We start from the raw sequence: 25,643 nt of genomic DNA, 5'->3' as shown, positions 1-25,643 counted from the left end.
TCGATGAGCTTCGTCCTCCGACGAGCCGGGCAGGCCGCGATCGTTCTGATCGCGGCCTTCACGGCCACCTTCTTCCTGCTGCAGCTGCTGCCGGGCGATGCGATCCTGATCAAGTTCTCCGACCCCAGCCTCGGGCTGTCGCCGGAGCAGCTCGACGGGATCCGCGCCACCTACGGCACCGACCTGCCCTGGTGGCAGCAGTACGTGCACGCGGGGCTGGGCTTCGCGGCGGGCGACTTCGGCTACTCGACGCAGTTCGGCACCCCGGTGCTGACCATGCTCGCCGAGGCGCTGCCGTCGACCCTGCTGCTGGCGTCGCTCGGACTCGTGGTGGCGCTGCTGATCGCGGTGCTCGTCGCAGGGCTCTCCTCTCTCGCACCGTTCGCGTGGCTGCGCAACGGCATCCGCCAGGTGCCGGGACTCTTCGTCGCCGTGCCCGTGTTCTGGCTCGGCATCCTGCTGATCCAGGTCTTCTCCTTCGGTCTCGGGTGGGTGCCGATCGTCGGCGCCGACCCGGTCGCGGGGCTCGTCCTGCCCGTGCTCACTCTGGCCGTGCCGATCTCGGCCCCGCTCGCGCAGGTGCTGGTGCGGGCGATCGATCAGGTGCAGGCGCAGCCCTTCATCACAGTGGTCCGCGCCAAGGGTGCGCCGCCGTCGTGGGTACTCACCCGCTCGGTCGCGCGCAACGCGGCGCTCCCCACGCTCACGATCGCGGGTGTCCTGTTCGGAGAGCTGGTCGGCGGCGCGGTCGTCACCGAGACCGTGTTCGGCCGCACCGGCATCGGCCGGCTCACCGAGCAGGCGGTGTCGAACCAGGACATCCCCGTGCTGCAGGGCGTCGTGCTGCTCTCCGCCCTCGGCTTCGTGCTCATCAGCTTCGCGGTCGACCTCGTCACCCCGCTGATCGATCCCCGCCAGCGCGCCCTCTCGAAGGCAGGAGTCTCGGCATGACCGTCGCCGCCATCGCCGCATCGACCGACCCCGCCGTCGAGTCTCCGGAGCAGGATGCCACGGCATCCGCCCCGAGCAGGCGGGCCCGCGGGCTGCGTTCCCGGCCCTGGGGGCTCTACCTCGCGATCCTCGTCGTGACGCTCGCGGTGCTGTGGGCGCTGATCCCCGGGGTGTTCGCGCCCGGCGACCCGCTCACCGGCACCCCCGCCGACAAGCTGCTGCCGCCGAGCGCTGCGCACTGGTTCGGCACCGACACCCTCGGCCGCGATCTGTTCGGTCGCGTCGTCCACGGTGCGGTGCACTCGCTCTCCGGCGCTCTCATCGCCGTCACGGTCGGCCTCGCGCTCGGCACCCTCCTCGGAGCGGTCGCCGGAGCCCTCGGCGGCGTCGTCGACGACATCCTGATGCGCGTGGTCGACGTGCTGCTCGCCATCCCCGGTCTGCTGCTGTCGCTGTCCGTCATCATCCTGCTCGGGTTCGGAACCGTGAATGCGGCGATCGCGGTGGGCCTCGGCAGCGTGGCCGCCTTCGCGCGTCTGATGAGGTCGGAGGTCGCACGCGTGCGGCGCAGCGAGTACGTCGAGGCGGCGTACGGCAGCGGCGGGACGTTCCTCAGCGTCCTGCGTCGTCATGTGCTCCCGAACTCGCTCACGCCGATCGTCGCGCTCGCAGCGCTGCAGTTCGGCACCGCGATCCTGGCGATCTCGACGCTGGGCTTCCTCGGCTACGGCGCACCGCCGCCCACCCCGGAGTGGGGCCTGCTCATCGCGGAGGGTCGCAACTACACCGCCACCGCCTGGTGGCTGACGGCTCTGCCCGGCCTCGTCGTGGTCGCGGTCGTGCTCAGTGCCAACCGCATCTCGCACCGCATCGGAAGGAACTCGCGATGACCGTTCTCGCCGTCGACGACCTCAGGGTCTCGTACGCCACACGCACCGGTCAGCGCGAGGTCGTGCACGGCGTCTCATTCGAGATCGCCGAGGGCGAGGCGCTGGCGCTCGTGGGGGAGTCCGGGTCGGGCAAGTCCACGACCGCGCATGCGCTGCTGGGCCTGCTGCCCGCCGGCGGTCGGGTCGAGGGCGGCACCGTGCGCCTCGGCGACCTCGACATCTCGGGCTGGACGGATCGCTCCCTGCGGAGCATCCGCGGGCCCGAGATCGGTCTCGTCCCGCAGGACCCGGTGACGTCGCTCGACCCCGTGCGCCCGATCGGCGCTCAGGTCGAAGAGGTGCTGAAGCTGCACGGGCACCGCGACCGTCGTGCTCGTCGGGCACGGGTGATCGAGCTGCTCGATCGCGTCGGCATCGACGATCCCGATCTGCGCGTGCGCCAGTATCCGCACGAGCTCTCCGGTGGCATGCGGCAGCGGGTGCTCATCGCGTCGGCGATCGCGCTGCGACCACGACTGCTGATCGCCGACGAGCCGACCAGCGCGCTGGATGCCACGGTGCAGCGCAAGGTGCTCGACCTGCTCGACGAACTGCGCCGCGACGAGGGGACGAGCATCCTGCTGGTCACCCACGACCTCGGTGTCGCCGCGGACCGCGCCCAGCGCCTGGTCGTGCTCAAGGACGGACGCATCGTCGAGCAGGGCGCGAGCGAGACCGTGCTCGCGGCGCCGTCGGACGCGTACACGAAGCAGCTGCTCGCCGACGCGCCGGCGTTCATCACGGGGTTCCGCAGGCCCGAGGCTCCGCCCTTCCTGCGGGATGCGGCGGCGGTGGCCGCCGAGAACCCGTTCGCGATCACCGCCACAGGGCTCGTCAAGGAGTTCAGGGTCGCCGGGCGCGAGCGCTTCCGTGCGGTCGACGACGTCTCGTTCCGCGTCCGCCGGGGAACGACGCATGCGCTGGTGGGGGAGTCCGGATCCGGCAAGACCACCACCGCGCGTCTGATCACGCGGTTCCACCAGCCCGATGCCGGGGCCATCGAGATCGACGGCGAAGACGTGACAGGGCTGTCCGGTCAGAGGCTGCGGGCGCTGCGCCGCCGCATCCAGCTCGTCTACCAGAACCCGTTCGCGTCTCTGGACCCGCGGCAGCAGATCGTCGACATCATCTCCGAGCCGCTGCAGAACTTCGGTGTCGGCTCGCGTGCCGAGCGCAAAGACCGGGCGCTCGCGCTGATCGACCGGGTGTCGTTGCCGAGCGACGTCGCCACGCGCACTCCCCGCGAGCTCTCGGGCGGTCAGCGCCAGCGTGTGGCGATCGCGAGGGCGCTGGCGATCGACCCCGAGATCGTCGTGCTCGACGAGGCGGTCTCGGCCCTCGATGTGACGGTGCAGGCCCGTATCCTCGAGCTGCTCACCTCGCTGCAGTCAGAGCTCGGTCTGACCTACCTGTTCATCTCGCACGATCTCGCTGTCGTGCGCAGGATCAGCCACACGGTCTCGGTCATGCGCCGGGGCCGCATCGTCGAGGAGGGCAACACCGAGGAGCTCTTCCACGCCCCGCAGCATGAATACACCAGGGAGCTGCTCGCAGCCGTCCCCGGACGAACGGAGCAGCCCGCATGACCGCCCCCACGATCGCCTTCTTCACGCGCCTGCTCGACGACGCGGCTCCTGCCGAGCGGTACGCGCTGGCCGCAGAGCAGATCCGGCACGCCGAGCGGTACGGCGTCGGACGCGCCTGGGTCGCCCAGCATCACTTCCGTGCGGCCGAGGGCGGGCTCCCGTCGCCGCTCGTGTTCCTCGCCCATGTCGCCGCGCAGACGTCGCGCATCCGCCTCGGCTCCGGCGTGATCACCCTGCCGCTGGAGGATGCCGTGCGCGTCGCCGAGGATGCGGTCGTCGCAGACCTTCTCGCAGACGGGCGCCTCGACCTGGGCCTGGGCAGCGGCGGCACTCCCTCGTCGTTCGTCCCGTTCGGCGAGGACGTGCGTGAGAAGGCGCCGACCTACGACCGCAAGCTCCGCCTGCTGCTCGACGCGCTGTCGGGGCATGACATCGGCGCCGAGAACACCCTCTATCCGGATGCCGGCACGCTCGCCGACCGCATCTGGCAGGCGACGTTCTCGGCACCGGGCGGCCATCGGGCCGGCATCCACGGGCACGGCCTGCTGCTCTCCCGCACCCAGCCGCGGTCGACGGATGCTCTGCACGCACCGCTCTCGGCGCTGCAGGATCCCATCATCGACGCGTACCTCGAGGCGCTGCCCGACGGCGTCGCTCCTCGCGTGACCGCCTCGCGCACCGTGTTCGTCGCGGACGATCGGGCCGAGGCCCTGCGCTTCGCGGAGGTCGGACTGCGCCGTGCCGCCGAGGGATTCCGGCGCCAGGGGCAGACGATCCCCGGCGACGACCTCGACGAGCTGATCGTCGCGCTCGACACCCATCTCGGCACCCCCGAGGAGGTCGCCGAGTCGCTCGCCGCCGACGCGACCCTGGCGAGGGCGACCGAGGTGGCGTTCCAGGTGCACTCCGTCGACGCGCCGCACGAGCACGTACTGCGCTCGATAGAGCTCTTCGCCGAGCAGGTCGCCCCCGCTCTCGGCTACACCCTCACCGACACCATCAAGGAGAAGGCATGACCACCGACATCGTCGATCAGATCGTAGGGGTGACGCCCGAGCTGGATGCTCTGCGGCGTCGTCGCCCCGTCACCAGGGAGCAGCTGCAGGCGAGCTTCGGCGCGCTCTTCGCGCCGGTGTCGACGGAGGAGGTGTCGCAGGCCGAGCGCGAGCTGATCGCCGCGTTCGCCACGCGCCTCGCCGGCGACACGGATGCGACGGGCACGTTCTACGCAGATCGGGCCCTGGCGGTGGACCCGCGGCGCGCGACCGTCGTGATCGCCGAGGCCGCGGACGCCGCCGTCAGCGGACCCTTCGGCTCGTACACCGAAGCGGGACTGCAGGACGAGAACTCCGACGGTGAGCGCTACGCGGCATCGCCCGAGGTCGCAGAGGTGCTCGGCGAGCGGGTCACCGCCGCCCTCGCGCACTCGCACCTGCTCGTGTTCCGTCCGCGCGAATCCGCGGCCACGGACATCCAGCGCCTGCTGGATGCGGGGTGGTCGGCCGACGGCATCGTCACCCTCTCGCAGCTCGTCTCGTTCCTCGCGTTCCAGCAGCGCGTCATCACCGGCCTGAAGGTTCTCGCCGCCGCCGGCATCGCCGCGGCATCCGACTCCGAGGAGGAGGCAGCATGACCGAGCTTCTGCACGACGATTCACCGCACCCCGAGGCCTTCACCCGGGCAGAGGTCGGCTGGACGCCTCATCTTCCCCCTCTTGCCGAGGAAGAGCTGACCGAGCGCCACTACGACGGACTCGTCGACGCCTCCCGCGCGAAGAACGACTACTTCCGGCTGCTGGCGCGCGACCCCGAGGTGCTCAAGGCGCGCACGCTCGTCGACAAGGACATCTTCTACAACGCCTCGGAGGGTCTTCCGCGTGCGGAGCGCGAGCTCTCGGCGACGGCGGCCTCGCGTCGCAACGGCTGCGTGTTCTGCGCCTCGGTGCACTCGCGCTTCGCGGCGCACCACAGCAAGCGGGTCGACGACGTCGATCTCCTGCTCGACGAGGGTGTGGATGCCGACCTCGGCGAGCGGTGGAACGCGGTGGTCGCCGCCTCCGTCGCCCTGACCGACACCCCGAGCGCATTCGGTCCCGACGAGATCGCCCGCCTGCGCGCGGCGGGGCTCGACGACCTCGAAGTGGCCGACGTGATCCACGGTGCGGCGTTCTTCAACTGGGCGAATCGTCTGATGCTCTCCATCGGCCGCCCGGTCGCTCCCGCCTAGACCAGCGCGAATTCTGCGCCAGCCCCCTCCTGCCGTCTCCCGGCCGGAGGGGGCTGGTCGTTTTTATGAGAGTATCGGCATTCTGCAAAGTGTCTTCATCTGACTACGCATAGCTTGCTAGCGTCGACGCATGGCACCTGGGGGCGGAACTTCGTACGACGTCGACACCGACGTGTTGAGGGCGATGTCGTCGAAGGCCCGTCGTGTCGTCGCAGAGCTGGCCTCGCGTGAGGTGACGAAGCTCGGTGACGCCGGACACGAGTGGGTGGTCGCGGCGGCCGCAGGATTCAGCACCGCATGGTCCGATGGCCTCTCGTCCCGCGTGACCGACACCGACGACTTCGCCGACAGGTTGGGCACGACCGCACGGGTCTTCGACGAGGGCACCGATGCGGCGAAGGCCGAAGTCGACGCGATGATCTGGGACGACTGATGGAGCTGGGGCAGACCCGATCAGCGACCGATCTCGTGCCGGGTTCGGTGTCCGACGTACGGGCAGCCGCGGAAGCATGGAAGGCGCGCAGCACCGAAGCGACCCGTGTGCGCGATGATCTCGCCACCTTGGACGACGAGGGCACGTGGAAAGGCGCCGCCTACGACGCCTATCTCGACCGGTTCGAGCGCCAGCTGCTGCACTGGAAGAACGCCGGCACGAGTCTGCGGGCAGGTGCGAGCGCTCTGTTCACGTGGGCCGACGCGTTGCAGTGGGCGCAAGATGAAGCCGACCGTGCGATCACGCTGTGGAACGAGGCAGAGCAGCAGGCTGCTGCGGCGCTGACCGCCCACCGTGCGCACGTGCGGGAGTTGCGTGTCGGCCAAGGGCTGCGGCATCCCGATGCCGACGTACCTTTCGTCGATCCTTCGGGTCCCGCGCACGACGAGGCGCGCGAGGTCCTGTCCAACGCGCGGATGACTCTCGAGGTCTACGCGCGGGACTGCGCGATCCGTCTGGACGAGGCCGCGGATGCGGCTCGGATGCCACTGACCGACGCGGAAGCGGCGACGCAGAACCAGCACGCGATGACCGAGGTGATCTTCACCCTCGCTGTCGTCCGGCCGTTCCAGGCGACGATGGACATGCTCGCGATCTCCGCACAGACGCTGTGGGAGCACCCCGACATCATCCTCGAGCTCCTCGGCGGCGCTGCCACGTTCCTCGGCGGGGCTGCTCTGGCGGCCGGAGGCGGGGCTCTCACCGTCACCGGCGTCGGTGCCCTGGCAGGCTCTCCCGCACTCGTTGTTGCCGGAGTGGGAGTCGCCGGAGCAGGCGCGACGATGATGGGAGATGCCGCAGGGCGCTGGCTCAACGAGAGCCACGGCGTCAGCGATCGGATCAAGGGTTTCGATCTCGGGGAGGGCCGCGACTACCTCGGTCATTTCGCGAAGGGCCAGTACGACCCGCTATGGGTTGACAAAGAGAAGATCGGCCTCGAGAAGTATGCGGATCGAAACGACGTCGAGGTCATACGCACGAAGGCGAAGGTTGATTATGAAGGATCTCCTCAGAATGGTCGCACCTACGACGGGCTTGTGAAGAACAGTGACGGCGAGAATACGTACACCGGTATCGAAGTGAAGTCGGGGACGGCGATAGATCGATATGGCCCAGGGAACAAACAGTGGGAGTTCGACGAGGCTGTCAACGCTGGAACGCCCGCGCGCGGCAAGCTCGACGGCGAAGATATCGTTGTCACTCGGGTACGAACGGAGGAAGTGCGATGACGTTCTATGGTCCATTCGCTCAGGTGGCGTCTGATGGCCAGAAAGGGTGGCTCACAGACGACTATCGGCCGATTTCCGATCAACTGCGACGCATGCTCGGCCTTCTTGACTCCAAGCAGGAGTACACGTATTCGATCTGGCGTGGGGCTGACGCGACAAACATTGTTGGGTTCCGTGAACCTGCGAACGACTACTTCATCCAGGCGGCAGGATCGGCTGATGCGATGACCGTGGAAGTGCGGCTCCCTGGCCCCGATGGCGAAGGCCACCTGTACACGGTCGGGAGGCCGGAATCAGCGGATGGCACCACTACTCTCATTCCGATCAGCGATAGGCGTGCGGTGCGGGTCTCCTCCAACGAGGTCTTCACCGCCGATGAAGCCGCGGTGATCTTCTATACTTACTACCTCACTGATGCCGTGTCGCAGCCGTACGTGCTTCGCGAGCTGGATCTCTCGAACGAACTTTCGGAGGAACGGTGACGCTCTATGGACCCTTCGTCCAGGCAGCGAACGACGGCCGAATCGGGTGGCTGGCGGACGAGTATCTAACGATCTCCGAGCGGCTCCGACGCACGCTGGAGTGGCTGGACGCCCACAAGGACTACACGTACTCGATCTGGCGCGGCGCTGACCCCACAAGGACCGACGGCTACCTCGAACCCGCGAACGGTTCATTCATGCAGGCCGCGGGCTCGGCTGAAGCGATGACGGTGGAAGTGCGGCTTCCCGGTCCCGACGGGGAGCACCACCTCTACACGGTCGGCAGGCCCGAGTCGGCAGATGGCGCGACCACTCTCATCCCGATGAGCGATGACCGCGCGGTCCGAGTCTTCTCGAACGAGGTCTTCACCGCCGACGAGGCCGCGGTGATCTTCTACACGTTCTACCTCACCGAAGGCGTCTCGCAGCCCTATGTCCTGCGCGAGCTCGACCTCGCACAGGACCTCTCGGAGGAACGATGAAGGTCTCGGTCAGCCACGACGCCGTCGCGGATACGGTCGCGCGGCTCGCGCTCACCGTGAAGGCCTTCGAGCACGAACTCGACGCCCTCGATTCCGAAGTCGACCGTCTGAAGTCCTCATGGGACGGGCAGGCACAACAGGCGTACGGCCGCGCCCAACGGGAGTGGTCCACCGCGATCGGGAGCATGAAAGCCCTGCTCGCCGAAGCCACGCGCCGACTGATCGCCGCGAACTCCATCTCCATGAGCACTGCCGACACCGCCGCCCGGGTCTGGTCCTGAGGCTCTACGGGATCAGGACGATCTTTCCCGAGGCGGCGCCGGACTCCACGAGCTCGTGGGCCTGTGCCGCTTCGGCGAGGGGAAGCTCGGGACCGAGCTCGATCGTGAAGTCGCCGGCAGCGAGCAGGTCGACGGTCGCTGCGAGGGCCTCGGCCCGCCAGTCGAGCTCCTGCTCGGTCAGCGGCACGGGGGAGCCGCCGGAGAAGGCGCGGATGCCGAAGGATGCGGCGTCGGGGCCGCGCACGATCGTCGCGATGCGGTCGCGGTCGGTGACCAGCCCGAGCGACACCTCGATGGCCTCGTCGGTGCCTGCGCAGTCGAGAGCGACGGTCACGCCGCCCGGAGCCGCCTCGCGCACGCGCTCGAGCAGCCCCTCGCCGTAGGCGACGGGGATCGCCCCGAGTTCACGCAGCTGATCGTGGCGGGCGGGGCTCGCGGTGGCGATCACGGTCGCGCCCCAGGCGACGGCGAACTGCACGGCCGCCTGCCCGACCGATCCGGAGCCACCGTGCACGAGCAGCACGTCGCCTTCCGTGACGCCGAGCGAGCGGAGTGCCTGGTATGCCGTCCCCGCGGGGATGCCGATGCCGGCGCCCTCCGCAGCGGTCACCGAATCGGGGAGCGCGACGAGCTTGTCGACCGCCACGGCGAGCAGGCTCGAATAGGTGCCGACCGTGTCGCGGATCGCCACACGGTCGCCCACCGCGAAGGCGTCGACGTCGTCGCCGAGAGACTCGATCACGCCGGCGCCGTCGAAGCCCACGCCGCGCGGTTCGGTGATGGGCGGTGACGGGCGCTTGGCGCCGCGGAGCTTGGCATCGATCGGGTTGACGCCTGCGGCTTCGATGCGCACCACCGCCTCGCCGCTCAGGGCGATCGGATCGGGGGTCTCGATCAGATGCAGCACGTCAGGGGAACCGAACTCTGTGTAGACGATCGCGCGAGCCATGCCTTCAGGCTACCCCCGTGCGGACAGCACCTTCATGATGCGCTGCGGCGAGACCGGCTGTGCGGTGCCGAGACGCTGCGCGAACACGCTCACGCGATACTCCTCGAGCAGCCAGCGCGTCTCGACGAGCGCGGGCGACGCATCCGGAGCGAGCGGGATCGTGCCTCCGGCATCCTCGAACACCTTCGCCATGCGCTCGAACTCGCTCATGCGGGTGCGGTCCTTGCCGGGTTCGCTCGCCAGCGTCTTCAGTCGATCGAGCATCCCGTCGAGGTAGCGCGGGAAGTGCGCGAGACGGTCGACGCCCGCGGCCGAGACGAACCCCGGGTGCAGCAGGCCCGAGAGCTGCGTGCGAATGTCGTTCAGGGGCCCGAGCAGCGCGAGCGAGTTCTGCGACTTGATGCCGCGTTCGACGTCACGTGTCTTGGTGAGGATGCGGGCGACGAGTGACACGCACGAGAACAGCTCGTCGACGAGCGAAGCCGACACGGCGTCGCGTACGCGCACGAACTCGGCCTCGGTGCGGATGATGCCGCCGGGGTGCGCCCGGTCGATCAGATTCTGCACGACGGCTGCTCGGCAGTCCTCGATGAGTGCCGCGGCCGACTGGTACGGCGACGCGGCGAGTGCGAGCTTCTCCTGGCTCGTGAGGTGCTGCTGCACGTAGGACGACGGCGAGGGCACGCCGAGCAGCACCAGGCGCAGCGCGCCGGCGCGGGTGGCCGCGACCGCCGCATCCGCCGTGGACTCCACACGCACAGAGACGGTCTTGCCCTGATCGACGATCGCCGGGTAGCCGCGGACGACGCCGCCGGCCACGCGTGTGTCGAGTACGTCGGGCAGGTCGCCGAAGGTCCAGGTGGTCAGGCCGTCCCTCTCTATCGAGGCGGCGACAGCAGCGGGCTGCGGTCCCTTCGAGGGGCCGGGGCGGCGGGGCGGCGCCGCGATCGAGCGGGCCACACTGCTGCGTGCCCGGTCGGCGAGCTCGGCCTGCAGCGCGCTGAGGTCACGGTTCGATCCCGCGACGCGCCCGCGTTCGTCGACGGCACGGAAGTTCATGCGCAGATGCGCAGGCACCCGGTCGTCCTCGAAGTCGGCCGCAGAGACGAGCTGGTTCGCGAGCGGCTGGATCAGGCGAGCGAGTGCCTCTTTGAGCGTGCGGCCGGGCAGCCCCCCGTGCGACTCCGGACCTTCTCCCGTGAGCTCGGCGCCGAACTTGTCGGCCCAGTCGGCCGCGGGAACCACGTGACGGCGGATCGCCTTCGGCAGCGCGCGCAGCAGACCGGTGACGAGTTCCGCTCGGAGCCCCGGCACCTGCCAGTCGAAACCGCGGTCCTCGATCTGCGCGAGCAGGGGGAGCGGGATCACGACGCTCACGCCGTCGTCTGCGGCGCCCGGTTCGAAGCGGTAGGCGAGTCCGAGAACCTGATCGCCCTGGGTCCATCTGGTGGGGAACTCGTTCTGGTCGGCGCGGCTGTCGTCGTCGAGAAGGTCGGCCTCGCGCATCACGAGCAGCTTCGGGGTCGTGGCGAGCTGCTCGCGCCACCACTTCTCGAACGAGCGCACGTCGAAGACGTCGGACGGGATGCGCTCGTCGTAGAAGCGGAACACCGCCTCGTCGCCCGCGAGGATGTCGCGGCGGCGCTCCCTCTCCTCGAGCTTCTCGAGGCGCTTGCGCAGTTCGGCGTTGCTGCGCCAGAACGCGCTCACGCGCTTGTCGATGCGCGTCGGATCCCATTCGCCTTCGACCAGCGCGTGCCGGAGGAACAGCTCGCGTGAGGCCGGGCGGTCGATCCGGGCGAACTGCACGCGGCGGCGCGGGATGATCTCGACGCCGAACAGCGTCACCTTCTCGTAGGCGACGGCAGCCCCTGCATCCTTCGACCAGTGCGGCTCGGTGACCTGGCGCTTCGCGAGGTCGCCCGCGAGAGCCTCGGCCCAGGCCGGATCGATCGCGGCGACAGTGCGTGCATAGGTACGCGAGGTCTCGACGATCTCAGCGGCCATGACCGCCGGCGGGCTCTTCTTGCGCAGAGCAGAACCGGGGAAGATCGAGAAGCGGATGCCGCGGGCGCCGCGATACTCGGCCTGACGGCGCTTCGCATCCTTCGGCGGGGTCTTGCTCTGGCCGCGGCTGGGCGTGTTCCGCTCATCGAGGATGCCGATCTGCGACAGCAATCCGGCGAGCAGAGCGCGGTGGATCGCGTCAGGGTCCGCGGTGCCGGAGCCTCCGGCATCCTTCTCCCTGACGAGCGATCGCAGCTGGCGATGCACGTCGACCCACTCGCGCACTCGGACGTAGTTGAGGTGCTCGGAGCGGCAGAGGCGTCGGAAGGCGCTCGAGCCCAGCTCGCGCTGCTGTTCCCTCAGGTGGTTCCAGAGGTTGAGGATCGAGAGGAAGTCGCTCGTCGGGTCGGCGAAGCGCGCGTGCATCCGGTCGGCCTCGTCGCGCACGCTCTGCGGGGCATCCTGCGACGGACGCTCGCGCACGTCCTGGATCGACATCCCCGCCACGATCGCGAGCACGTCGCGGGTGACGTTCGACGAACCCGATGCGGTGCGCCCCGCCTCGATGAGCATGCGGGCGAAGCGGGGGTCGATCGGGATGCGCGAGATGTCGCGGCCGATGCGGGTGAGGCGCGGAGAGTCGCCGCCGCCGGTCACCGCGCCGAGCTCGGTGAGCAGGTCGACGGCCGCCTTCACGCCGCGGGAATCGGGCGGGGTGAGGAACGGGAACGCCGTGATGTCGCCGAAGCCGAGCGACAGCATCTGCAGGATGACCGACGCGAGAGAGGTGCGCAGGATCTCGGGTTCGGTGAACTCCGCCCGCTTGTCGAAGTCCTCTTCGCTGTACAGGCGGATCGCGATGCCGTCGCTCGTGCGGCCGGCGCGGCCGGAGCGCTGGTTCGCCGAGGCCTGCGAGATCGCCTCGATCGGCAGACGCTGCACCTTCGAGCGACTGCTGTAGCGCGAGATGCGCGCGGAGCCGGTGTCGATCACGTAGCGGATGCCCGGCACCGTGAGGCTGGTCTCGGCGACGTTCGTGGCGAGCACCACGCGGCGACGCACACCGGCGACCCGGCTCTTCTCGAACACCCGATGCTGCTCGGCGGCCGAGAGACGCCCGTAGAGCGGCAGCACCTCGGTGGGGGAGCGGTCCTTCGAGTACGCGCCGCGCACGGCATCCGCCGCGTCCCGGATCTCGGCTTCGCCCGGGAGGAACACGAGCACGTCGCCCGGTTCTTCCCTGTCGAGCTCGCGCAGCGCCGCGACGATCGCGGTGACCTCGTCGGACTCCTCGGTCTCCTCCGTCTGCGCGCGGTAGCGGATCTCGACCGGATACGTGCGTCCGGACACCTCGATGACGGGTGCGGGCTCGCCCTGCGGTGTGGCGAAGTGCCTCGCGAAGCTCTCGGGGTCGATCGTCGCCGAGGTGATGATGACCTTGAGGTCGGGGCGCTCCGGCAGGATGCGCACGAGATACCCGAGCAGGAAGTCGACGTTGAGCGAGCGCTCGTGCGCCTCGTCGATGATGATCGTGTCGTACCGGCGGAGCAGTCGGTCACGGTGGATCTCGTTCAGCAGGATGCCGTCGGTCATCAGCGCGACGCGCGTCTCGTCGGACACCTTGTCGGTGAAGCGCACCTTGTAGCCGACGAGGGTGCCGAGCTCGACCTGCAGCTCCTCGGCCACGCGCTCTGCGATCGTGCGGGCGGCGAGCCGGCGGGGCTGGGTGTGCGCGATGCGCTCCCGGCCGAGGTCGAGGCAGATCTTCGGCAGCTGGGTCGTCTTGCCCGACCCCGTGGCACCGGCCACGATGACGACCTGGTTGTCGCGGATGGCGTCGGCGATCTCGTCCTTGGCGGCGCTGACGGGCAGCTCGGGAGGATAGATGATCACGGGGGACGACATAGCACTCCCATCGTACGATTCATCCGTGAGCACTGTGTCGACGCCCCTTCCCGCAACGCGGTGGTTCCACGAGTTCGGGCGGGCTCCCCGCATCCTCGGTCTCGACGTCGCGAGAGGGCTGGCGATCCTCGGGATGGCCGGAGCGCACATCGGCGAGACCGAGGCGTTCGACCCGCTCGACCTGTCCACCTGGACGGACCTCGTGCACGGGCGCTCGTCGATCCTGTTCGCGGTGCTTGCGGGCATCTCGATCGCGCTGATGACGGGGCGCAGCACGCTGCCCGCCCCCGAGCGCGTGCCGACGATCCGTCTGCAGCTCGTCGGACGCGGTGCGGTGATCTTCGTGATCGGACTGGCGCTCGAGATGCTGAACACCCCGATCGCGGTGATCCTCACCCTGTACGGGCTGCTCTACGTCGCCGTCATCCCGTTCCTGCGGTGGCAGCCGTGGAAGCTGCTGATCACCGCTGGCATCCTCGCGCTCGCGGCGCCGACGCTGCTGGCGCTGTTCGCCGCCCTGACCCTCAACCCCTACGGCGCCGGCATCAGCCTCGTGCTCTACGGCTCGTACCCGATCACCGCGTGGCTCGCCTTCGTGCTCGCAGGCATGGCCCTCGGGCGGCTGCACGTCGAGAAGCTCGAGACCGCCGCCATCACCTTCGGCGCGGGCGTCGGCCTCATGATCACCGGCTACGGACTCGGCCTCGTCGGAGCGGTCGCGGGGATCACCGGCTCGTCCTCGAAGGGCGGGTGGGCGTCGGGGTCGGGAGCGGCATCGGGATGGAGCACCTACCCGGATGCGCTCGCCGCAGCGGATCCGCTGGGCGCGGTGCTCCGAGCGATCTTCGGAGTCGATCCGCACTCCGGTGGCACGGCCGAGATCCTCGGCTCCGGCGGTTTCGCGCTCTGCGTCATCGCGCTGTGCGTGCTGCTCAGTCGTCCGCTGCGCTGGGTGCTGCTCCCGCTGGGTGCACTCGGATCCATGCCGTTGACGGCATACAGCGTGCACGTGCTCTCGGTCGCCCTGATCGGGGGCCCTGGAGGGTTCTTCTCGAGCAACGCCTTCTGGGCGGCGACGGCGATCTGCCTGCTCCTCGCCACCACCCTGTGGTCGATCCTGTTCGGTCGGGGGCCCCTCGAACGGCTGGTGGGCAGGGCTGCGCAGAGGATGGCTTCGGTACCGGGGCGGCCGCCTGTCATCACAGGGTCGTAGGGTGGGATCATGACGATTCCTGCACTCGAACTGAACGACGGCCACTCCATCCCGCAGCTCGGCTACGGGGTGTTCAAGGTTCCGGCCGACGAGACCGAGCGGGCCGTGAGCGAGGCTCTCGAGATCGGCTACCGCCACATCGACACCGCGGCCATCTACGGCAACGAAGAGGGTGTCGGCGCGGCCATCGCCGCATCCGGCATCGCCCGCGACGAGCTGTTCATCACCACCAAGCTCTGGAACGACCGTCACCACGACGACGAGCCGAACGCGGCGATCGCCGAGAGTCTCGAGAAGCTCGGCCTCGACGCCGTCGACCTGTACCTCGTGCACTGGCCGACGCCCGCGAAGGACGACTTCGTGCACGCCTTCGCCAAGCTCATCGAGCTGCGAGAGGCCGGTCTCACGCGCAGCATCGGCGTCTCGAACTTCCTCGTGCCGCACCTCGAGCGGGTGGTCTCCGAGACGGGCGTGACCCCTGCGGTCAACCAGATCGAGCTGCACCCGGCCTATCAGCAGCGCGACGTCGTCTCATGGGCGACCGAGCACGGCATCCGCATCGAGTCGTGGGGCCCGCTCGGACAGGGCAAGTACGACCTGTTCGGCACTCCCGCGATCGCCGAGGCCGCTGCCGCCCACGGCGTGACCCCCGCGCAGGCGGTGCTGCGCTGGCACCTGCAGAAGGGCTTCATCGTGTTCCCGAAGTCGGTGCGCGCCGAGCGCCTGCGCGAGAACCTCGACGTGTTCGGCTTCGAGCTGACGGATGCCGAGATCGCATCGATCGACGCCCTCGACCCGCTCGACGGATCGGGCCGGGTCGGCTCGCACCCGAACGACGTCAACTGAGACGCACTGCTTCGGCAGATGACGCCCCGTGTCGCTTCTCGCGACATGGGGCGTCGTCGTGAGTAGCGTCAACGGCATGACAGCTCCCTATCGCGTCGTCGCCGTGTCCGGCTCTCTGCACGAGCCCAGCAAGACCACGGCGCTCGTCCGTGCGATCGCCGCGGCCGTCGCCGAGCGTGCCGAGGTCGAGATCGAGGTCATCGAGCTCACCGACATCGGTCCTTCGCTCGCGGGGGCACTGCGCCGCGACCATCTTCCGGCGAACGTCGAGGAGAAGCTCCTGGCCATCGAGGCGGCAGACCTGCTGATCGTCGGCAGCCCCGTCTATCGGGCCTCGTTCACGGGCCTGTTCAAGCACCTGTTCGACTTCGTCGGTCAGTACGAGCTCGTCGGCAAGCCGGTGCTGCTCGCGGCGACCGGCGGCGGCGAGCGTCACGCGCTGATCATCGAGCACCAGCTGCGGCCGCTGTTCGCCTTCTTCCAGGCGCTGACCCTGCCGCTCGGCGTCTACGCCAGCGACACGGACTTCGACGGCTACGTGATCGCGTCGGACGTGCTGCATTCGCGCATCGCCCTCGCGGCCGAACGGGCATTGCCTCTTGTCGGCTACGCGGCGTCACGGCCCGCGGAGCAGCTCCTCGTCTCCTGATCGGCGTAGCGTGAGCCCATGACCAACAGGCTCGCCGACACGCTCAGCCCGTACCTGCGGGCACACGCCGACAACCCCGTCGACTGGTATCCGTGGGGGCCCGAAGCCTTCGCCGAGGCGCAGCGCCGCGACGTGCCGCTGCTGATCTCGATCGGCTACTCGACCTGTCACTGGTGCCATGTGATGGCTCGGGAATCGTTCGCCGACCCGGCGACGGCCGCGCTGATCAACCGTGACTTCGTGGCGATCAAGGTCGACCGCGAAGAGCACCCGGACGTCGACGGCGCCTACATGGCCGCGGCGTCCGCGTTCACGCAGAACCTCGGCTGGCCGCTGACGGTCTTCACGACGCCCCGCGGACGCACCTTCTACGCCGGCACGTACTGGCCGCCTGAGGCACGGCAGCCGATGCCCGCGTTCCGCGATGTGCTCGCCGCGGTGCACGAGGCATGGACTCTGCGCCGCGCGCAGGCCGAGGAGTCGGCCGATGCGGTGACCGAGGCGCTCGCCAGGGCGGCATCATCGACGCCCTCCGATCTGCCGGATGCTGCGGCCGTCGCCGAGGCCGCCGACACCATCGCCCAGCGCGAGGACAGGCTGTTCGGCGGGTTCGGCGGTGCGCCGAAGTTCCCGGTGGCGACGACCCTGGGGCTGCTGCAGACGCCGCTCGTGCGGCGGGAGGCTCCGGATGCCGCGGCCGCGGCCGACCGGGCACTCGCCGCGATGTCGGCATCCGATCTGCACGATGCCGACGGCGGCTTCTTCCGCTACGCGACGCAGCGCGACTGGACCGTGCCGCACTACGAGCGGATGCTGACCGACAACGCCCAGCTGCTGCTCGTGGCCCTGGATGCGGGGGACGAACCGACCGCCCGAGGCATCGCGGGCTTCCTCGTGGGCACTCTGCGCCGTGAAGGCGGCGGATTCGGCGCCGCTCAGGATTCGGAGTCGTGGATCGACGGTCAGCGCAGCGAGGGCGGGTACTACCTGCGGCCGGTGTCGGAACGGGCGGGACTCGAGCCGCCGGCCGTCGACGGCAAGGTCATCACGGGGTGGAACGGGCTGGCCATCACAGCTCTCGCCCGGGCGGGTGCCGCGCTCGGGGAGAGCTCGTGGGTGCAGGCCGCGGCCGATGCCGCCGAGTGCGTGCTGCGGGTCAATCGGGATTCGACGGGAACCCTCGTCCGCGCGTCTCTCGACGGTGTCGCGTCGGGTGCGGTCGCGACCACAGCTGATGTCGCGCTGCTGGCCGAGGGACTGTTCGCGCTCGCCGCGGCCACCGGTGAGGCCGCTTGGGCCGTCGAGGCGCGCGAGTTGCTCGACACGGCGATCGAGGGGCTCGACGGCGATCCGCTGCTCGCGGCTCACGGCATCTCGGCGTCGCCCGATCAGACAGACGGAGACCTGCCGTCGGATGCGGCGGCCGTTGCTGCCGCATCCCTCTCGGCGTGGCGACTCGGCGCGGGGGATCGGTACCGGGAGGCGGCCGCCGAGCGGGTGCGCGCTCATTCCGCTCAGGCCGTGTCGCAGCCGTTCGCGCACGGCAGCCTGCTGCGTGTGGCGGCGAGTCTCGTCGATCCGCCGAGGCAGCTCGTGGTCGTCACCGAGGCGCCGGAGGGGGCACTCGCGTCTGCAGCGCGCACGGCGGACGCCGACGTGATCACGATCGTGGCACCTGCGCAGGCGAGGGCATTCGAGGACGCCGGCTTCGAACTGTTCGAAGGCAAGGGGAGCGGTGACGAGCAGGCGTTCGACTGCCGCTCGTTCGTGTGCCGGCTCCCGGTGAGCGACCCCGCCGAGCTTGCCCTCTCGCGCTGACTCGTCAGCGGGCGTTGCGCGGGTGCTGTCGTGCGGTGCGCTCGTTGCCGCGGCGGTAGTTCCCGGTCAGTCGAGCCATCAGCAGCTGCGCATCGCCCTGCGCCACCTGAGTGAGGAAATCAGTCGCCCTCGCTCCGCGCAGCACGGTCGCGGTGACCCCGAGATGACGGATGACCACGTCGTCACCGCGCACCGCGAACTCGAAACCGGAGGGGCTGCCCATGCTGCGATCGTAGACCGCCCGTCGCACCGCGTAGGCTGTGCAGTCTGCTCAGCAGTTCGGGGATCGCACCCCGCCGGTTGCGCGCGTTGCGCACCGGATGCTGCACCGATTGCCCACCCTCCGATTTCCGGTCTAGTGTTGCGCCACAGCAGGCGCCGCCACCAGGGGCGCCGCTGGATCACAGCAAGGATGCTCTGAGAATGCCCCTCCCCACCCGTGCCGGCCTCGACGCCGTGCCCGCCTACCGCCAGGGGCGCTCCGCCCCCGCCGGCTCCTCGAAGCTCTCGTCCAACGAGTCGCCGCACCCGCCCCTCCCGTCCGTCGTCGAGGCGGTGCAGAAGCGTCTGTCGTCGATGCACCGTTACCCCGACATGAGCGCCGCGGCTCTCCGCGAACGCCTGGCCGCACGCTATGACGTCGATCCGGCCGTCGTCACTGTGGGTGCGGGCTCGGTCGAGCTCGCATCCCAGCTCATCCATGCGGTCGCCGGCGACGGCGACGAGGTGATGTTCGCCTGGCGGTCGTTCGAGGCTTACCCGTCGCTCGTGCGCATCGCCGGGGCGACCCCGATCGCCGTGCCGCTGGGCGACGATCACGCGCACGACCTCGATGCGATGCTCGCGGCGATCACCCCTCGTACGCGGCTGATCTTCGTCTGCAACCCGAACAACCCGACCGGGACGGTCGTCGGTGCGGCTGCGCTCGAGGCCTTCGTCGCCGCGGTGCCGCGAGACGTGCTGGTCGTGATCGACGAGGCGTACGTGCACTTCGACCGCACCGAGTCGTACGGCGCGGGCATCGAGCTGTTCCGCCGGCATCCCCACGTCGCTGTGCTGCACACCTTCTCGAAGGCCTACGGGCTCGCAGGTCTGCGCATCGGCTACGCGCTCGCGCCCGTCGAGGTCGCCGAGAACCAGCGCAAGGTCGCCGTGCCGTTCGGCGTGACCGACCTCGCGCAGACGGCAGCGCTCGCGTCTCTCGACGCCGAGGACGAGCTCGGGCTGCGCATCGACGAGGTCGTCGTGCAGCGCGATCGGCTGCACGCGCTGCTCGTCGCGGCGGGATGGCCCGCGGTCGCATCGCAGGCGAACTTCGTGTGGGTGCCCGCCGGTGACCGCACCGACGAACTCGAGCTCCTTCTGCGCGAGGGCGGCGTCATCACGCGGGCATTCCCCGGCGAGGGCGTGCGCATCTCCTCAGGCTCGAGCCAAGACATCGACCGCGTGCAGACCGCGCTCTCCATCCAGACCGCTCCGCAGGAGGCACGCGCATGACCGAGGTCCCCACCACCACGACGACGACCAAGGGTCTGCACCCGGGCCTGACCCGTCGCCAGATCTCGATGATGGGGCTCGGCGGTGCGATCGGCGCCGGTCTCTTCGTGGGGTCGGGGCAGGCGATCAGCATCGCCGGTCCCGCTGTGCTCATCTCGTACCTCGTCGCCGGCGGCATCGTGGTGCTGGTCATGGCGATGCTCGCCGAGATGGTCGCCGCCCGTCCGAGCTCCGGGGCGTTCAGCTCCTATGCACAGAAGGCGATGGGACGCAGCGCCGGCAGCGCGGTCGGCTGGCTCTACTGGATCCAGCTGGTCGTCGTGATCGCGGCGGAGGCCACGGGGGCCGGAGGCATCATCTCGGCCTGGATCCCGGGCATCCCCGCGTGGGTGTGGGTGCTCGTCTTCGTGGTGGCGCTGACGGCCGTGAACCTCTTCGGGGTGCGCAACTACGGCACGTTCGAGTTCTGGTTCGCGGCGATCAAGGTCGCCGCGATCATCGTGTTCCTCGTCGTCGGCGTGTGCGCCATCGTCGGCTTCATCCCCGGAGTGCCGGCGACCGGCATCGGCAACCTCGTCGACAACGGCGGCTTCGCCCCGAACGGCATGACCGGCATCGCGGCCGCTCTGCTGATCGTGGTCTTCGCGTTCGGCGGCACCGAGGTGGTCGCGATCGCGGCTGCGGAGTCCGACGACCCCGCGCGCAACATCCGCCGCATCGTGCGCGAGGTGCTCGTGCGCATCCTGATCTTCTACGTCGGCTCGATCTTCGTGATCGTGTCTGTGCTGCCGTGGAACGACCCGGCTGTCAAGGACGGTCCCTTCTCGGCCGTGCTCGACACGCTGCAGCTGCCGGGCGTCGGACTCGTGATGGACCTCATCGTCGTGATCGCGCTGCTGTCGGCCATGAACGCGAACATCTACGGGGCGTCGCGCATGGTGTACTCGCTCGGCGAGCGGGGCCTCGCACCTCTCGCGGCGACGCGCACCACAGGCAACGGCGTGCCCGTGGTGGCCGTCCTCGCCTCCGTCGCGTTCGGCTTCATCACGGTGGGCCTCAACTGGGCGTTCCCCGACGTGGTGCTCCCGGCGCTCCTCAACGTCGTCGGGTCGACGCTGCTGGTCATCTGGACCGCGACCGCCGTGTCGCAGATCATCCTCCGCCGGCGCGCCGATCGCACCGCCGAGCCGATGCCGATGCGCATGTGGGGCTTCCCCTGGCTGTCGTGGCTGTGCCTGGCGCTGCTCGCCGGCGTCATCGCGCTCACGATGGTCGACGAGGCGGCACGCGTGCAGCTGCTGCTGACCATCGGCCTCACCGCGGTCCTGCTGGTCGTCGCCCGACTGACGCGCGACGTCTCGCGCCCGGGCGTCGCCAGGGAGCGCGGGGGAGCGGTCGAGGACTGACCGTGCGCATCGATCGCCTCGACGCCGAGCTCATCCGGATGCTCACGGAGTCGCCGCAACTGCCGATCCTGGAGTGCGCGCGCAGGCTCGGCGTCGCCCGCGGCACGGCGACCAGCCGTCTCGCCCGGCTGCACGAGGGCGGTGTGATCGAGGCGATCGTGCCGCGGGTCGACCCCGCCGGCTTCGGCTACGGCGTGGTGGCGTTCTGCCTCGTCGAGATCGACCAGAAGGTCGGCCATGACGAGGTTGCCTCAGCGCTCGCCGATGCGGTGCCCGAGATCGTCGACATGCACACCGTGACCGGGGCCAGCGACATGCAGCTGAGGCTGGTCGCGCGCGACGCGACGCAGCTCCAGGAGGTGCTCGACCGCGTCGCACTCGTGCCGGGCGTCTCGCGTACGGCGTCGTCGATCGCGATGCGCACGCATCTGTCCGGCCGGGTGCTGCCGCTGGTCGAGCACGTAGCGGGCGAGGTCGACTGAGGTCGACGGGGACGTCAGATCCAGCCCGGCATCCAGTTGTGCAGGAGCCAGAAGTCGTAGGGCACGCTCATGCCGGTCCACACGGGATAGAAGAAGGCGGAGACGAGCACCACGACGGCGAGGAAGATCATCACCGTGCGCTCACCCGACTGCCGTCGGTGCAGGGGATCCTCCCGCCGCCCGGCGATCTGCCGCAGCACGACGGCGAGTCCGATCACGAGGAACGGCGCCATCGCGACGGTGTAGAACTGGAAGATCGTGCGCTCGGGGAATAGCAGCCACGGCACGTAGGTCGCGGCCAGCCCGACCAGAGGGAACGTGAGCGTCGCGCCGACCGGCCGGCGTTCGACCCACCCGCGCACGAGCCGGTAGATCAGGTAGACGGCCGCCGCGACTCCGGCATACCAGATGATCGGATTCGGGATCGTCGAGATCACGGCGATGCAGTGATCGACGCCGCAGGGACCGGGATCGGAGCCGACCCACACGGCGGTCGGTCGCAGCAGCAACGGCCACTCCCAGGCGGGGCTCGCATACGGGTGGCCCTTGCTGAGGCCGACATGGAAGTTCAGGATCGCCTCGTGGTAATTCCACAACGCGATCAGCGGGTTGGGGTCGCTCTGACGGGCATAGCCGCCGGAGGTCACCAACCAGCCGGTCCAGCTGGCCAGGTACACCCCGAGTGCGGGGAAGACGAGCAGCACGAACGACACCGGTCCCTGGCGGAACGCCGCGGCGGTCGGCCACAGCACCACGCCCGCGCGGCGCCTCGCGAGAGCATCCGTCACCACCACGTAGAGCCCGAAGGCGGCGAGGGCGTACAGGCCCGACCACTTCACGGCGCAGGCTGCGCCGAGGGCGAGACCCGCAGTGATGAGCCACGGGCGACGCCACAGCACCGGTCCCCACATCGGGTCGGGGGAGTCGGGGTCAGGGCGTTCGAGCAGCGGGATCGCGCGGTCGCGGTCGTACAGGATGAACAGCGCGCCGAGCAGCAGGAAGAAGGTCAGCGGGCCGTCGAGCAGGGCGGTGCGGCTCATCACGATGCTGAGGCCGTCGATCGCCAGCAGCGTTCCGGCGACCGTCGCCGCGACGATGGATCCGGTCAGACGTCGGGCGACCAGATAGACGAGCAGCACGGTGGCGGTGCCGAGCAGTGCTGTCGCGATCCGCCATCCGACGGTGTTGTCGGGGCCGCCGACGGCCATGCCGAGTGCGATCAGCCATTTGCCCAGCGGCGGGTGCACGATGAACGCGCCGACATCCGACAGCGGCAGCTGCTGCAGGGTGATGAAGGCCTCGTTGGCGTCCTTGCCCCAGGTGCCCTCGTAGCCCAGGGTCCACAGCGACCACGCGTCCTTGACGTAGTACGTCTCGTCGAACGCGAGCTGGTGCGGATGACCGAGGTTGACCAGGCGCAGCACTGCCGCCAGCGCGGTGACGACGAGCGGAGCGAACCAGCGCATCATCCGCCCCCAGTCGGGGTCTCGCAGGATGCGGTCACGCACCTGGCCGTAGCGCGTCAGCCGCTCCTCGGGGGGAGGCAGCAGAGGCACGGGCGCGGTCACCGCTCCAGCCTAGACAACCCGCCTGTGGTGGCCGCCTAAGCTGGGCGGGTGATCATCCTCGCCGCAACACCGATCGGAAACCTCGGGGATGTCTCGTGTCGCCTCCTCGAGGTGCTGGAGAACGCCGAGGTGGTCGTCGCGGAGGACACGCGCACCACCGGACGGCTGCTGCAGGCGCTGCAGATCGCCAATCGGCCGCGACTGATCGCGCTGCACGATCACAACGAGAAGCAGAAGGCCGCCGAGCTCGCCGCGCTCGCGGTCGAGACCGACGTCGTCGTCGTCAGCGATGCCGGGATGCCGGCGATCAGCGACCCCGGCTACGGACTCGTCGCAGAGGCCGTCGCGCTGGGCGTGACAGTGACGGCGATCCCCGGGCCGAGCGCGGTGCTGATGGCGCTCTCGATCTCGGGGCTGCCGACCGACCGCTTCACGTTCGAGGGGTTCCTGCCCCGAAAGCCGGGGGAGCGGCGGTCGACGTTGCGGGCGCTCGCCGCAGAGCCCCGCACCATGATCTTCTTCGAATCACCCGCGCGCCTCGCCTCGTCGCTCGCCGACATGGGTGCGGCCTTCGGCGACGACCGCCGCATCGCCGTCTGTCGCGAGCTCACCAAGTTCTACGAGGAGGTGCGCCGCGGCACGTCGTCGGAGCTCGTCGAGTGGGCGACGGCCGGGGTCAAGGGCGAGATCGTCGTCGTGGTCGAGGGCGCGCCCCGTCGCGAAGCCTCGGCGGACGACGCGCTGGCGCAGGTGCAGAAGCTCGTGGCATCCGGCGTGCGCCTCAAGGACGCCTGTGCCGAGGTCGCCGCGGCCACCGGGCTGTCGTCCCGTGACCTCTACCAGGCAGCGCTCGCGGCCCGCAGCTGATGGGTCGCGCCTCTGACCCCGACATCGCGGCGGCGTACGACGCGCGGGCGGCGGACTACGTCGCGCTGGCCGGCTCGATCGAGCAGATGGATGCTCGGGACGCTGCGGTCATAGCGGGCTGGCGCGACGGCACCCGGGGACTGCTGCTGGACGCAGGATGCGGACCGGGCCAGTGGACGGAGTTCCTGTCGCGCGGAGGTCGTGAGGCGCGCGGCATCGACCTGTCGGCAGAGTTCATCGAGATGGCGCGGCGGCGGCACTCCAGCATCCCGTTCGAGATCGGCTCGTTCCGCGACCTGCCGTTCGAGGCGGAGTCGGTCGGCGGCATCCTCGCCTGGTACTCGCTGATCCACACCCCGCCCGCGGACGTACCCGAGATCCTCGACGAGTTCGCCCGCGTGCTGGCCCCTGGCGGCAGCATCCTGATCGGGTACTTCGACGGCGAGCCGCGCGAGCCGTTCGCGCACGCCGTCGCGCCTGCGTACTTCTGGTCTGCCGACGCGCTCGCCGAGATGCTCGCCGCTGCCGGCTTCGAGGTCGTGGCGAGCGACAGTCGCGGCCGGGAGCCCGGCGAGATCAGCACCCGCCCTCATGGCTCGCTCGTCGCCCGTGCGGCGGCGGGTACCCTGGTGCACACGCAACCGGAGGAGGACCGAGCGTGAGCAAGAAGGCGACCGTCTACGACGTCGCAGAGCGCGCAGGGGTCTCGATCGCCACGGTCTCACGTGTGCTGCGTCAGCCGGATGCCGTGCGCCCGGCCACCCGCGAGCGCGTGCTCGACACGGTCTCCGAGCTCGGCTACGTGCCCAGCGGCAGTGCGCGTGGGTTGGCCGAACGCCGCACCGGCGTGCTGGGGCTGTACTTCCCGGGTTTCGACGCCTCGGAGGACGCGCCGGTGCTCGATGTGCTCGCCGACGAGCAGGCCGACGCGCCGCCGTTCACGGTCGAGCAGGCGTCGGCGGACGCCGACGCGCCGCATCCGACCATGCTGTTCCTCGACGAGGTGCTGCGCGGCGCCGAGCTCGAGGCGTGGAAGCAGGGCTTCGTGCTCATGATCGGCGTCGGCCGTGACGACCCCACCCGTGAGACCGTGCGCGACATCGCCGGCCGGGTCGACGGGCTGATGGTGCTGGCGCAGAGCGTGCCGGACGACGTGCTCGCCCGACTCGCGCAGCGGATTCCGGTGGTCGTGCTCTCGGGCCCCGCGCGGGGCGACACCTACGACCATGTGACGGTCAGCAACGCCGAGGCCATGACCGAGCTCACCCGTCTCGTGCTCGCACAGGCCGACCCCGGGGGGATCGCCTTCCTCGGCGGCCCTGAGGACTCACCGGACGGTGCGCAGCGCTGGGACGGCTTCGCCACCGCCGTCGCCGAGGCGGGGCTCGCGATCGACGACGTGACCGTGTTGCGTGGCGACTTCACCCGCGCATCGGGTCATGTCGCCGCCGAGCAGCTCATCGCCCAGGGGGCGCCGTCGGTGCTGGTCGCGGCCAACGACCAGATGGCTCTCGGGGCGATCGACGCGTTCGGCTCGGCGGGCATCCGCGTGCCGGACGATGTGAGGGTCACCGGCTTCGACGGGCTCGAGGCGGCCGCGCTCTCGCGCCCCACGCTCACGACCGTCCGCCAGCCGATGATCGACCTCGGTCGCGCCGCCGTGCAGCTGCTCGCGCGGCGCCTCGAGCAGCCGGACGCCGATCCGATGACCGTGCGCCTGCCCCTGCAGATCCTCGTCCGTGAGAGCTCGCAGCGCCCCTGACCGGATCCTGCCACG

The 25,643-nt window shown here is 69.9% G+C and carries 25 protein-coding genes; 21 read left to right on the top strand and 4 right to left on the bottom strand.

What is annotated here, in order from left to right; all coding sequences use genetic code 11:
- The first annotated feature begins 3 nt into the window (after positions 1 to 3).
- From ASF80_RS14485 to ASF80_RS14435, 11 genes are all read left to right on the top strand, one after another.
- Positions 4 to 951 (top strand): ABC transporter permease, encoded by a 948-nt coding sequence (locus tag ASF80_RS14485; RefSeq protein WP_056312436.1) that lies wholly within the window; start codon positions 4 to 6, stop codon positions 949 to 951.
- A complete protein-coding gene (locus tag ASF80_RS14480) occupies positions 948 to 1,841 on the top strand; it encodes an ABC transporter permease (RefSeq protein WP_082488400.1) in 894 nt (297 codons plus the stop codon). The genes ASF80_RS14485 and ASF80_RS14480 overlap by 4 nt, the downstream gene beginning before the upstream one ends.
- A complete protein-coding gene (locus ASF80_RS14475) occupies positions 1,838 to 3,466 on the top strand; it encodes a dipeptide ABC transporter ATP-binding protein (protein WP_056312434.1) in 1,629 nt (542 codons plus the stop codon). The genes ASF80_RS14480 and ASF80_RS14475 overlap by 4 nt, the downstream gene beginning before the upstream one ends.
- Positions 3,463 to 4,482 (top strand): putative FMN-dependent luciferase-like monooxygenase, encoded by a 1,020-nt coding sequence (locus ASF80_RS14470; RefSeq protein ID WP_056312432.1) that lies wholly within the window; start codon positions 3,463 to 3,465, stop codon positions 4,480 to 4,482. The genes ASF80_RS14475 and ASF80_RS14470 overlap by 4 nt, the downstream gene beginning before the upstream one ends.
- On the top strand, positions 4,479 to 5,099 hold the full coding sequence (locus ASF80_RS14465; protein WP_056312431.1) for a CMD domain protein: 621 nt from the start codon (positions 4,479 to 4,481) through the stop codon (positions 5,097 to 5,099). Before ASF80_RS14470 ends, ASF80_RS14465 begins: the two co-directional genes overlap by 4 nt.
- A complete protein-coding gene (locus tag ASF80_RS14460) occupies positions 5,096 to 5,692 on the top strand; it encodes an alkylhydroperoxidase domain protein (RefSeq protein WP_056312429.1) in 597 nt (198 codons plus the stop codon). Before ASF80_RS14465 ends, ASF80_RS14460 begins: the two co-directional genes overlap by 4 nt.
- A 130-nt stretch (positions 5,693 to 5,822) precedes the next feature.
- Positions 5,823 to 6,125: a hypothetical protein gene (locus ASF80_RS14455; protein WP_145985673.1), complete on the top strand. Its 303-nt coding sequence runs from the start codon at positions 5,823 to 5,825 to the stop codon at positions 6,123 to 6,125.
- Positions 6,125 to 7,414, top strand: coding sequence for a putative T7SS-secreted protein (locus ASF80_RS14450; protein ID WP_056312425.1), 1,290 nt, complete (start codon positions 6,125 to 6,127; stop codon positions 7,412 to 7,414). The genes ASF80_RS14455 and ASF80_RS14450 overlap by 1 nt, the downstream gene beginning before the upstream one ends.
- Positions 7,411 to 7,896, top strand: coding sequence for a hypothetical protein (locus ASF80_RS14445; protein WP_056312423.1), 486 nt, complete (start codon positions 7,411 to 7,413; stop codon positions 7,894 to 7,896). Before ASF80_RS14450 ends, ASF80_RS14445 begins: the two co-directional genes overlap by 4 nt.
- Positions 7,893 to 8,378, top strand: coding sequence for a hypothetical protein (locus ASF80_RS14440; protein WP_056312421.1), 486 nt, complete (start codon positions 7,893 to 7,895; stop codon positions 8,376 to 8,378). Before ASF80_RS14445 ends, ASF80_RS14440 begins: the two co-directional genes overlap by 4 nt.
- Positions 8,375 to 8,659: a WXG100 family type VII secretion target gene (locus ASF80_RS14435; protein ID WP_056312419.1), complete on the top strand. Its 285-nt coding sequence runs from the start codon at positions 8,375 to 8,377 to the stop codon at positions 8,657 to 8,659. Before ASF80_RS14440 ends, ASF80_RS14435 begins: the two co-directional genes overlap by 4 nt.
- Before the next feature lie 4 nt (positions 8,660 to 8,663).
- Here ASF80_RS14435 and ASF80_RS14430 read toward each other — a convergent pair whose 3' ends face one another.
- Both ASF80_RS14430 and hrpA read right to left on the bottom strand, forming a co-directional pair.
- Complete coding sequence (locus ASF80_RS14430) at positions 8,664 to 9,608, bottom strand: NADP-dependent oxidoreductase (RefSeq protein WP_056312417.1); 945 nt, start codon at positions 9,606 to 9,608, stop codon at positions 8,664 to 8,666.
- Positions 9,609 to 9,617: 9 nt separating this feature from the next.
- Positions 9,618 to 13,520 carry an ATP-dependent RNA helicase HrpA gene (hrpA, locus tag ASF80_RS14425; RefSeq protein ID WP_056312415.1) on the bottom strand — a complete coding sequence of 1,301 codons (3,903 nt, stop codon included), beginning with the start codon at positions 13,518 to 13,520 and terminating at the stop codon, positions 9,618 to 9,620.
- A 25-nt stretch (positions 13,521 to 13,545) separates the two neighbouring features.
- Here hrpA and ASF80_RS14420 point away from each other — a divergent pair, with 25 nt between their 5' ends.
- The 4 genes from ASF80_RS14420 to ASF80_RS14405 all read left to right on the top strand — a co-directional run bounded on the left by ASF80_RS14420 (position 13,546) and on the right by ASF80_RS14405 (position 18,046).
- A complete protein-coding gene (locus tag ASF80_RS14420; RefSeq protein WP_235560010.1) occupies positions 13,546 to 14,733 on the top strand; it encodes a heparan-alpha-glucosaminide N-acetyltransferase domain-containing protein in 1,188 nt (395 codons plus the stop codon).
- 9 nt (positions 14,734 to 14,742) lie between these two features.
- Positions 14,743 to 15,579 (top strand): aldo/keto reductase, encoded by an 837-nt coding sequence (locus ASF80_RS14415; protein WP_056312413.1) that lies wholly within the window; start codon positions 14,743 to 14,745, stop codon positions 15,577 to 15,579.
- Between the two features lie 76 nt (positions 15,580 to 15,655).
- Complete coding sequence (gene msuE / locus ASF80_RS14410) at positions 15,656 to 16,228, top strand: FMN reductase (RefSeq protein ID WP_056313590.1); 573 nt, start codon at positions 15,656 to 15,658, stop codon at positions 16,226 to 16,228.
- 18 nt (positions 16,229 to 16,246) lie between these two features.
- On the top strand, positions 16,247 to 18,046 hold the full coding sequence (locus ASF80_RS14405) for a thioredoxin domain-containing protein (protein ID WP_056312411.1): 1,800 nt from the start codon (positions 16,247 to 16,249) through the stop codon (positions 18,044 to 18,046).
- Between the two features lie 4 nt (positions 18,047 to 18,050).
- Here the strand turns inward: ASF80_RS14405 and ASF80_RS14400 are convergent, their stop codons facing one another.
- A complete protein-coding gene (locus tag ASF80_RS14400) occupies positions 18,051 to 18,269 on the bottom strand; it encodes a hypothetical protein (RefSeq protein WP_056312410.1) in 219 nt (72 codons plus the stop codon).
- 200 nt (positions 18,270 to 18,469) lie between these two features.
- Between ASF80_RS14400 and ASF80_RS14395 the strand changes: the two genes are divergently transcribed.
- From ASF80_RS14395 to ASF80_RS14385, 3 genes are read left to right on the top strand one after another with little or no spacing between them, the layout of a single operon-like run.
- On the top strand, positions 18,470 to 19,543 hold the full coding sequence (locus tag ASF80_RS14395; protein WP_056312408.1) for a histidinol-phosphate transaminase: 1,074 nt from the start codon (positions 18,470 to 18,472) through the stop codon (positions 19,541 to 19,543).
- Complete coding sequence (locus tag ASF80_RS14390; protein WP_056312407.1) at positions 19,540 to 20,949, top strand: amino acid permease; 1,410 nt, start codon at positions 19,540 to 19,542, stop codon at positions 20,947 to 20,949. The genes ASF80_RS14395 and ASF80_RS14390 overlap by 4 nt, the downstream gene beginning before the upstream one ends.
- A 2-nt stretch (positions 20,950 to 20,951) precedes the next feature.
- The gene (locus ASF80_RS14385; RefSeq protein WP_056312405.1) at positions 20,952 to 21,431 is read left to right on the top strand and encodes an Lrp/AsnC family transcriptional regulator; all 480 of its coding nucleotides are present in this window, start codon (positions 20,952 to 20,954) and stop codon (positions 21,429 to 21,431) included.
- 14 nt (positions 21,432 to 21,445) lie between these two features.
- On the opposite strand, the gene ASF80_RS14380 is transcribed toward ASF80_RS14385, so the two are convergent.
- Positions 21,446 to 22,999, bottom strand: a complete 1,554-nt coding sequence (locus ASF80_RS14380) for a dolichyl-phosphate-mannose--protein mannosyltransferase (RefSeq protein ID WP_056312403.1) — start codon at positions 22,997 to 22,999, stop codon at positions 21,446 to 21,448.
- Positions 23,000 to 23,047: 48 nt separating this feature from the next.
- Between ASF80_RS14380 and rsmI the strand changes: the two genes are divergently transcribed.
- The 3 genes from rsmI to ASF80_RS14365 are packed head-to-tail and all read left to right on the top strand — an operon-like array spanning position 23,048 to position 25,628.
- On the top strand, positions 23,048 to 23,866 hold the full coding sequence (rsmI, locus tag ASF80_RS14375) for a 16S rRNA (cytidine(1402)-2'-O)-methyltransferase (protein WP_056312400.1): 819 nt from the start codon (positions 23,048 to 23,050) through the stop codon (positions 23,864 to 23,866).
- On the top strand, positions 23,866 to 24,528 hold the full coding sequence (locus tag ASF80_RS14370) for a class I SAM-dependent methyltransferase (protein ID WP_056312399.1): 663 nt from the start codon (positions 23,866 to 23,868) through the stop codon (positions 24,526 to 24,528). The genes rsmI and ASF80_RS14370 overlap by 1 nt, the downstream gene beginning before the upstream one ends.
- Complete coding sequence (locus ASF80_RS14365; RefSeq protein WP_056312398.1) at positions 24,525 to 25,628, top strand: LacI family DNA-binding transcriptional regulator; 1,104 nt, start codon at positions 24,525 to 24,527, stop codon at positions 25,626 to 25,628. Before ASF80_RS14370 ends, ASF80_RS14365 begins: the two co-directional genes overlap by 4 nt.
- Positions 25,629 to 25,643 lie beyond the last annotated feature (15 nt).

It is taken from the genome of Microbacterium sp. Leaf159 (assembly GCF_001423615.1).
Taxonomy (GTDB): Bacteria; Actinomycetota; Actinomycetes; order Actinomycetales; family Microbacteriaceae; genus Microbacterium.
This window is presented reverse-complemented; position numbering and strand designations above follow the sequence as displayed.

Excerpts from the sequence above, each read along its gene's own strand:
- ASF80_RS14485 (WP_056312436.1), top strand. The coding sequence starts at position 4 with ATGAGCTTCGTCCTCCGACGAGCCGGGCAGGCCGCGATCGTTCTGATC.
- ASF80_RS14480 (WP_082488400.1), top strand. The coding sequence starts at position 948 with ATGACCGTCGCCGCCATCGCCGCATCGACCGACCCCGCCGTCGAGTCT.
- ASF80_RS14475 (WP_056312434.1), top strand. The coding sequence starts at position 1,838 with ATGACCGTTCTCGCCGTCGACGACCTCAGGGTCTCGTACGCCACACGC.
- ASF80_RS14470 (WP_056312432.1), top strand. The coding sequence starts at position 3,463 with ATGACCGCCCCCACGATCGCCTTCTTCACGCGCCTGCTCGACGACGCG.
- ASF80_RS14465 (WP_056312431.1), top strand. The coding sequence starts at position 4,479 with ATGACCACCGACATCGTCGATCAGATCGTAGGGGTGACGCCCGAGCTG.
- ASF80_RS14460 (WP_056312429.1), top strand. The coding sequence starts at position 5,096 with ATGACCGAGCTTCTGCACGACGATTCACCGCACCCCGAGGCCTTCACC.
- ASF80_RS14455 (WP_145985673.1), top strand. The coding sequence starts at position 5,823 with ATGGCACCTGGGGGCGGAACTTCGTACGACGTCGACACCGACGTGTTG.
- ASF80_RS14450 (WP_056312425.1), top strand. The coding sequence starts at position 6,125 with ATGGAGCTGGGGCAGACCCGATCAGCGACCGATCTCGTGCCGGGTTCG.
- ASF80_RS14445 (WP_056312423.1), top strand. The coding sequence starts at position 7,411 with ATGACGTTCTATGGTCCATTCGCTCAGGTGGCGTCTGATGGCCAGAAA.
- ASF80_RS14435 (WP_056312419.1), top strand. The coding sequence starts at position 8,375 with ATGAAGGTCTCGGTCAGCCACGACGCCGTCGCGGATACGGTCGCGCGG.
- ASF80_RS14430 (WP_056312417.1), bottom strand. The coding sequence starts at position 9,608 with ATGGCTCGCGCGATCGTCTACACAGAGTTCGGTTCCCCTGACGTGCTG.
- hrpA (WP_056312415.1), bottom strand. The coding sequence starts at position 13,520 with ATGTCGTCCCCCGTGATCATCTATCCTCCCGAGCTGCCCGTCAGCGCC.
- ASF80_RS14415 (WP_056312413.1), top strand. The coding sequence starts at position 14,743 with ATGACGATTCCTGCACTCGAACTGAACGACGGCCACTCCATCCCGCAG.
- msuE (WP_056313590.1), top strand. The coding sequence starts at position 15,656 with ATGACAGCTCCCTATCGCGTCGTCGCCGTGTCCGGCTCTCTGCACGAG.
- ASF80_RS14405 (WP_056312411.1), top strand. The coding sequence starts at position 16,247 with ATGACCAACAGGCTCGCCGACACGCTCAGCCCGTACCTGCGGGCACAC.
- ASF80_RS14400 (WP_056312410.1), bottom strand. The coding sequence starts at position 18,269 with ATGGGCAGCCCCTCCGGTTTCGAGTTCGCGGTGCGCGGTGACGACGTG.
- ASF80_RS14395 (WP_056312408.1), top strand. The coding sequence starts at position 18,470 with ATGCCCCTCCCCACCCGTGCCGGCCTCGACGCCGTGCCCGCCTACCGC.
- ASF80_RS14390 (WP_056312407.1), top strand. The coding sequence starts at position 19,540 with ATGACCGAGGTCCCCACCACCACGACGACGACCAAGGGTCTGCACCCG.
- ASF80_RS14370 (WP_056312399.1), top strand. The coding sequence starts at position 23,866 with ATGGGTCGCGCCTCTGACCCCGACATCGCGGCGGCGTACGACGCGCGG.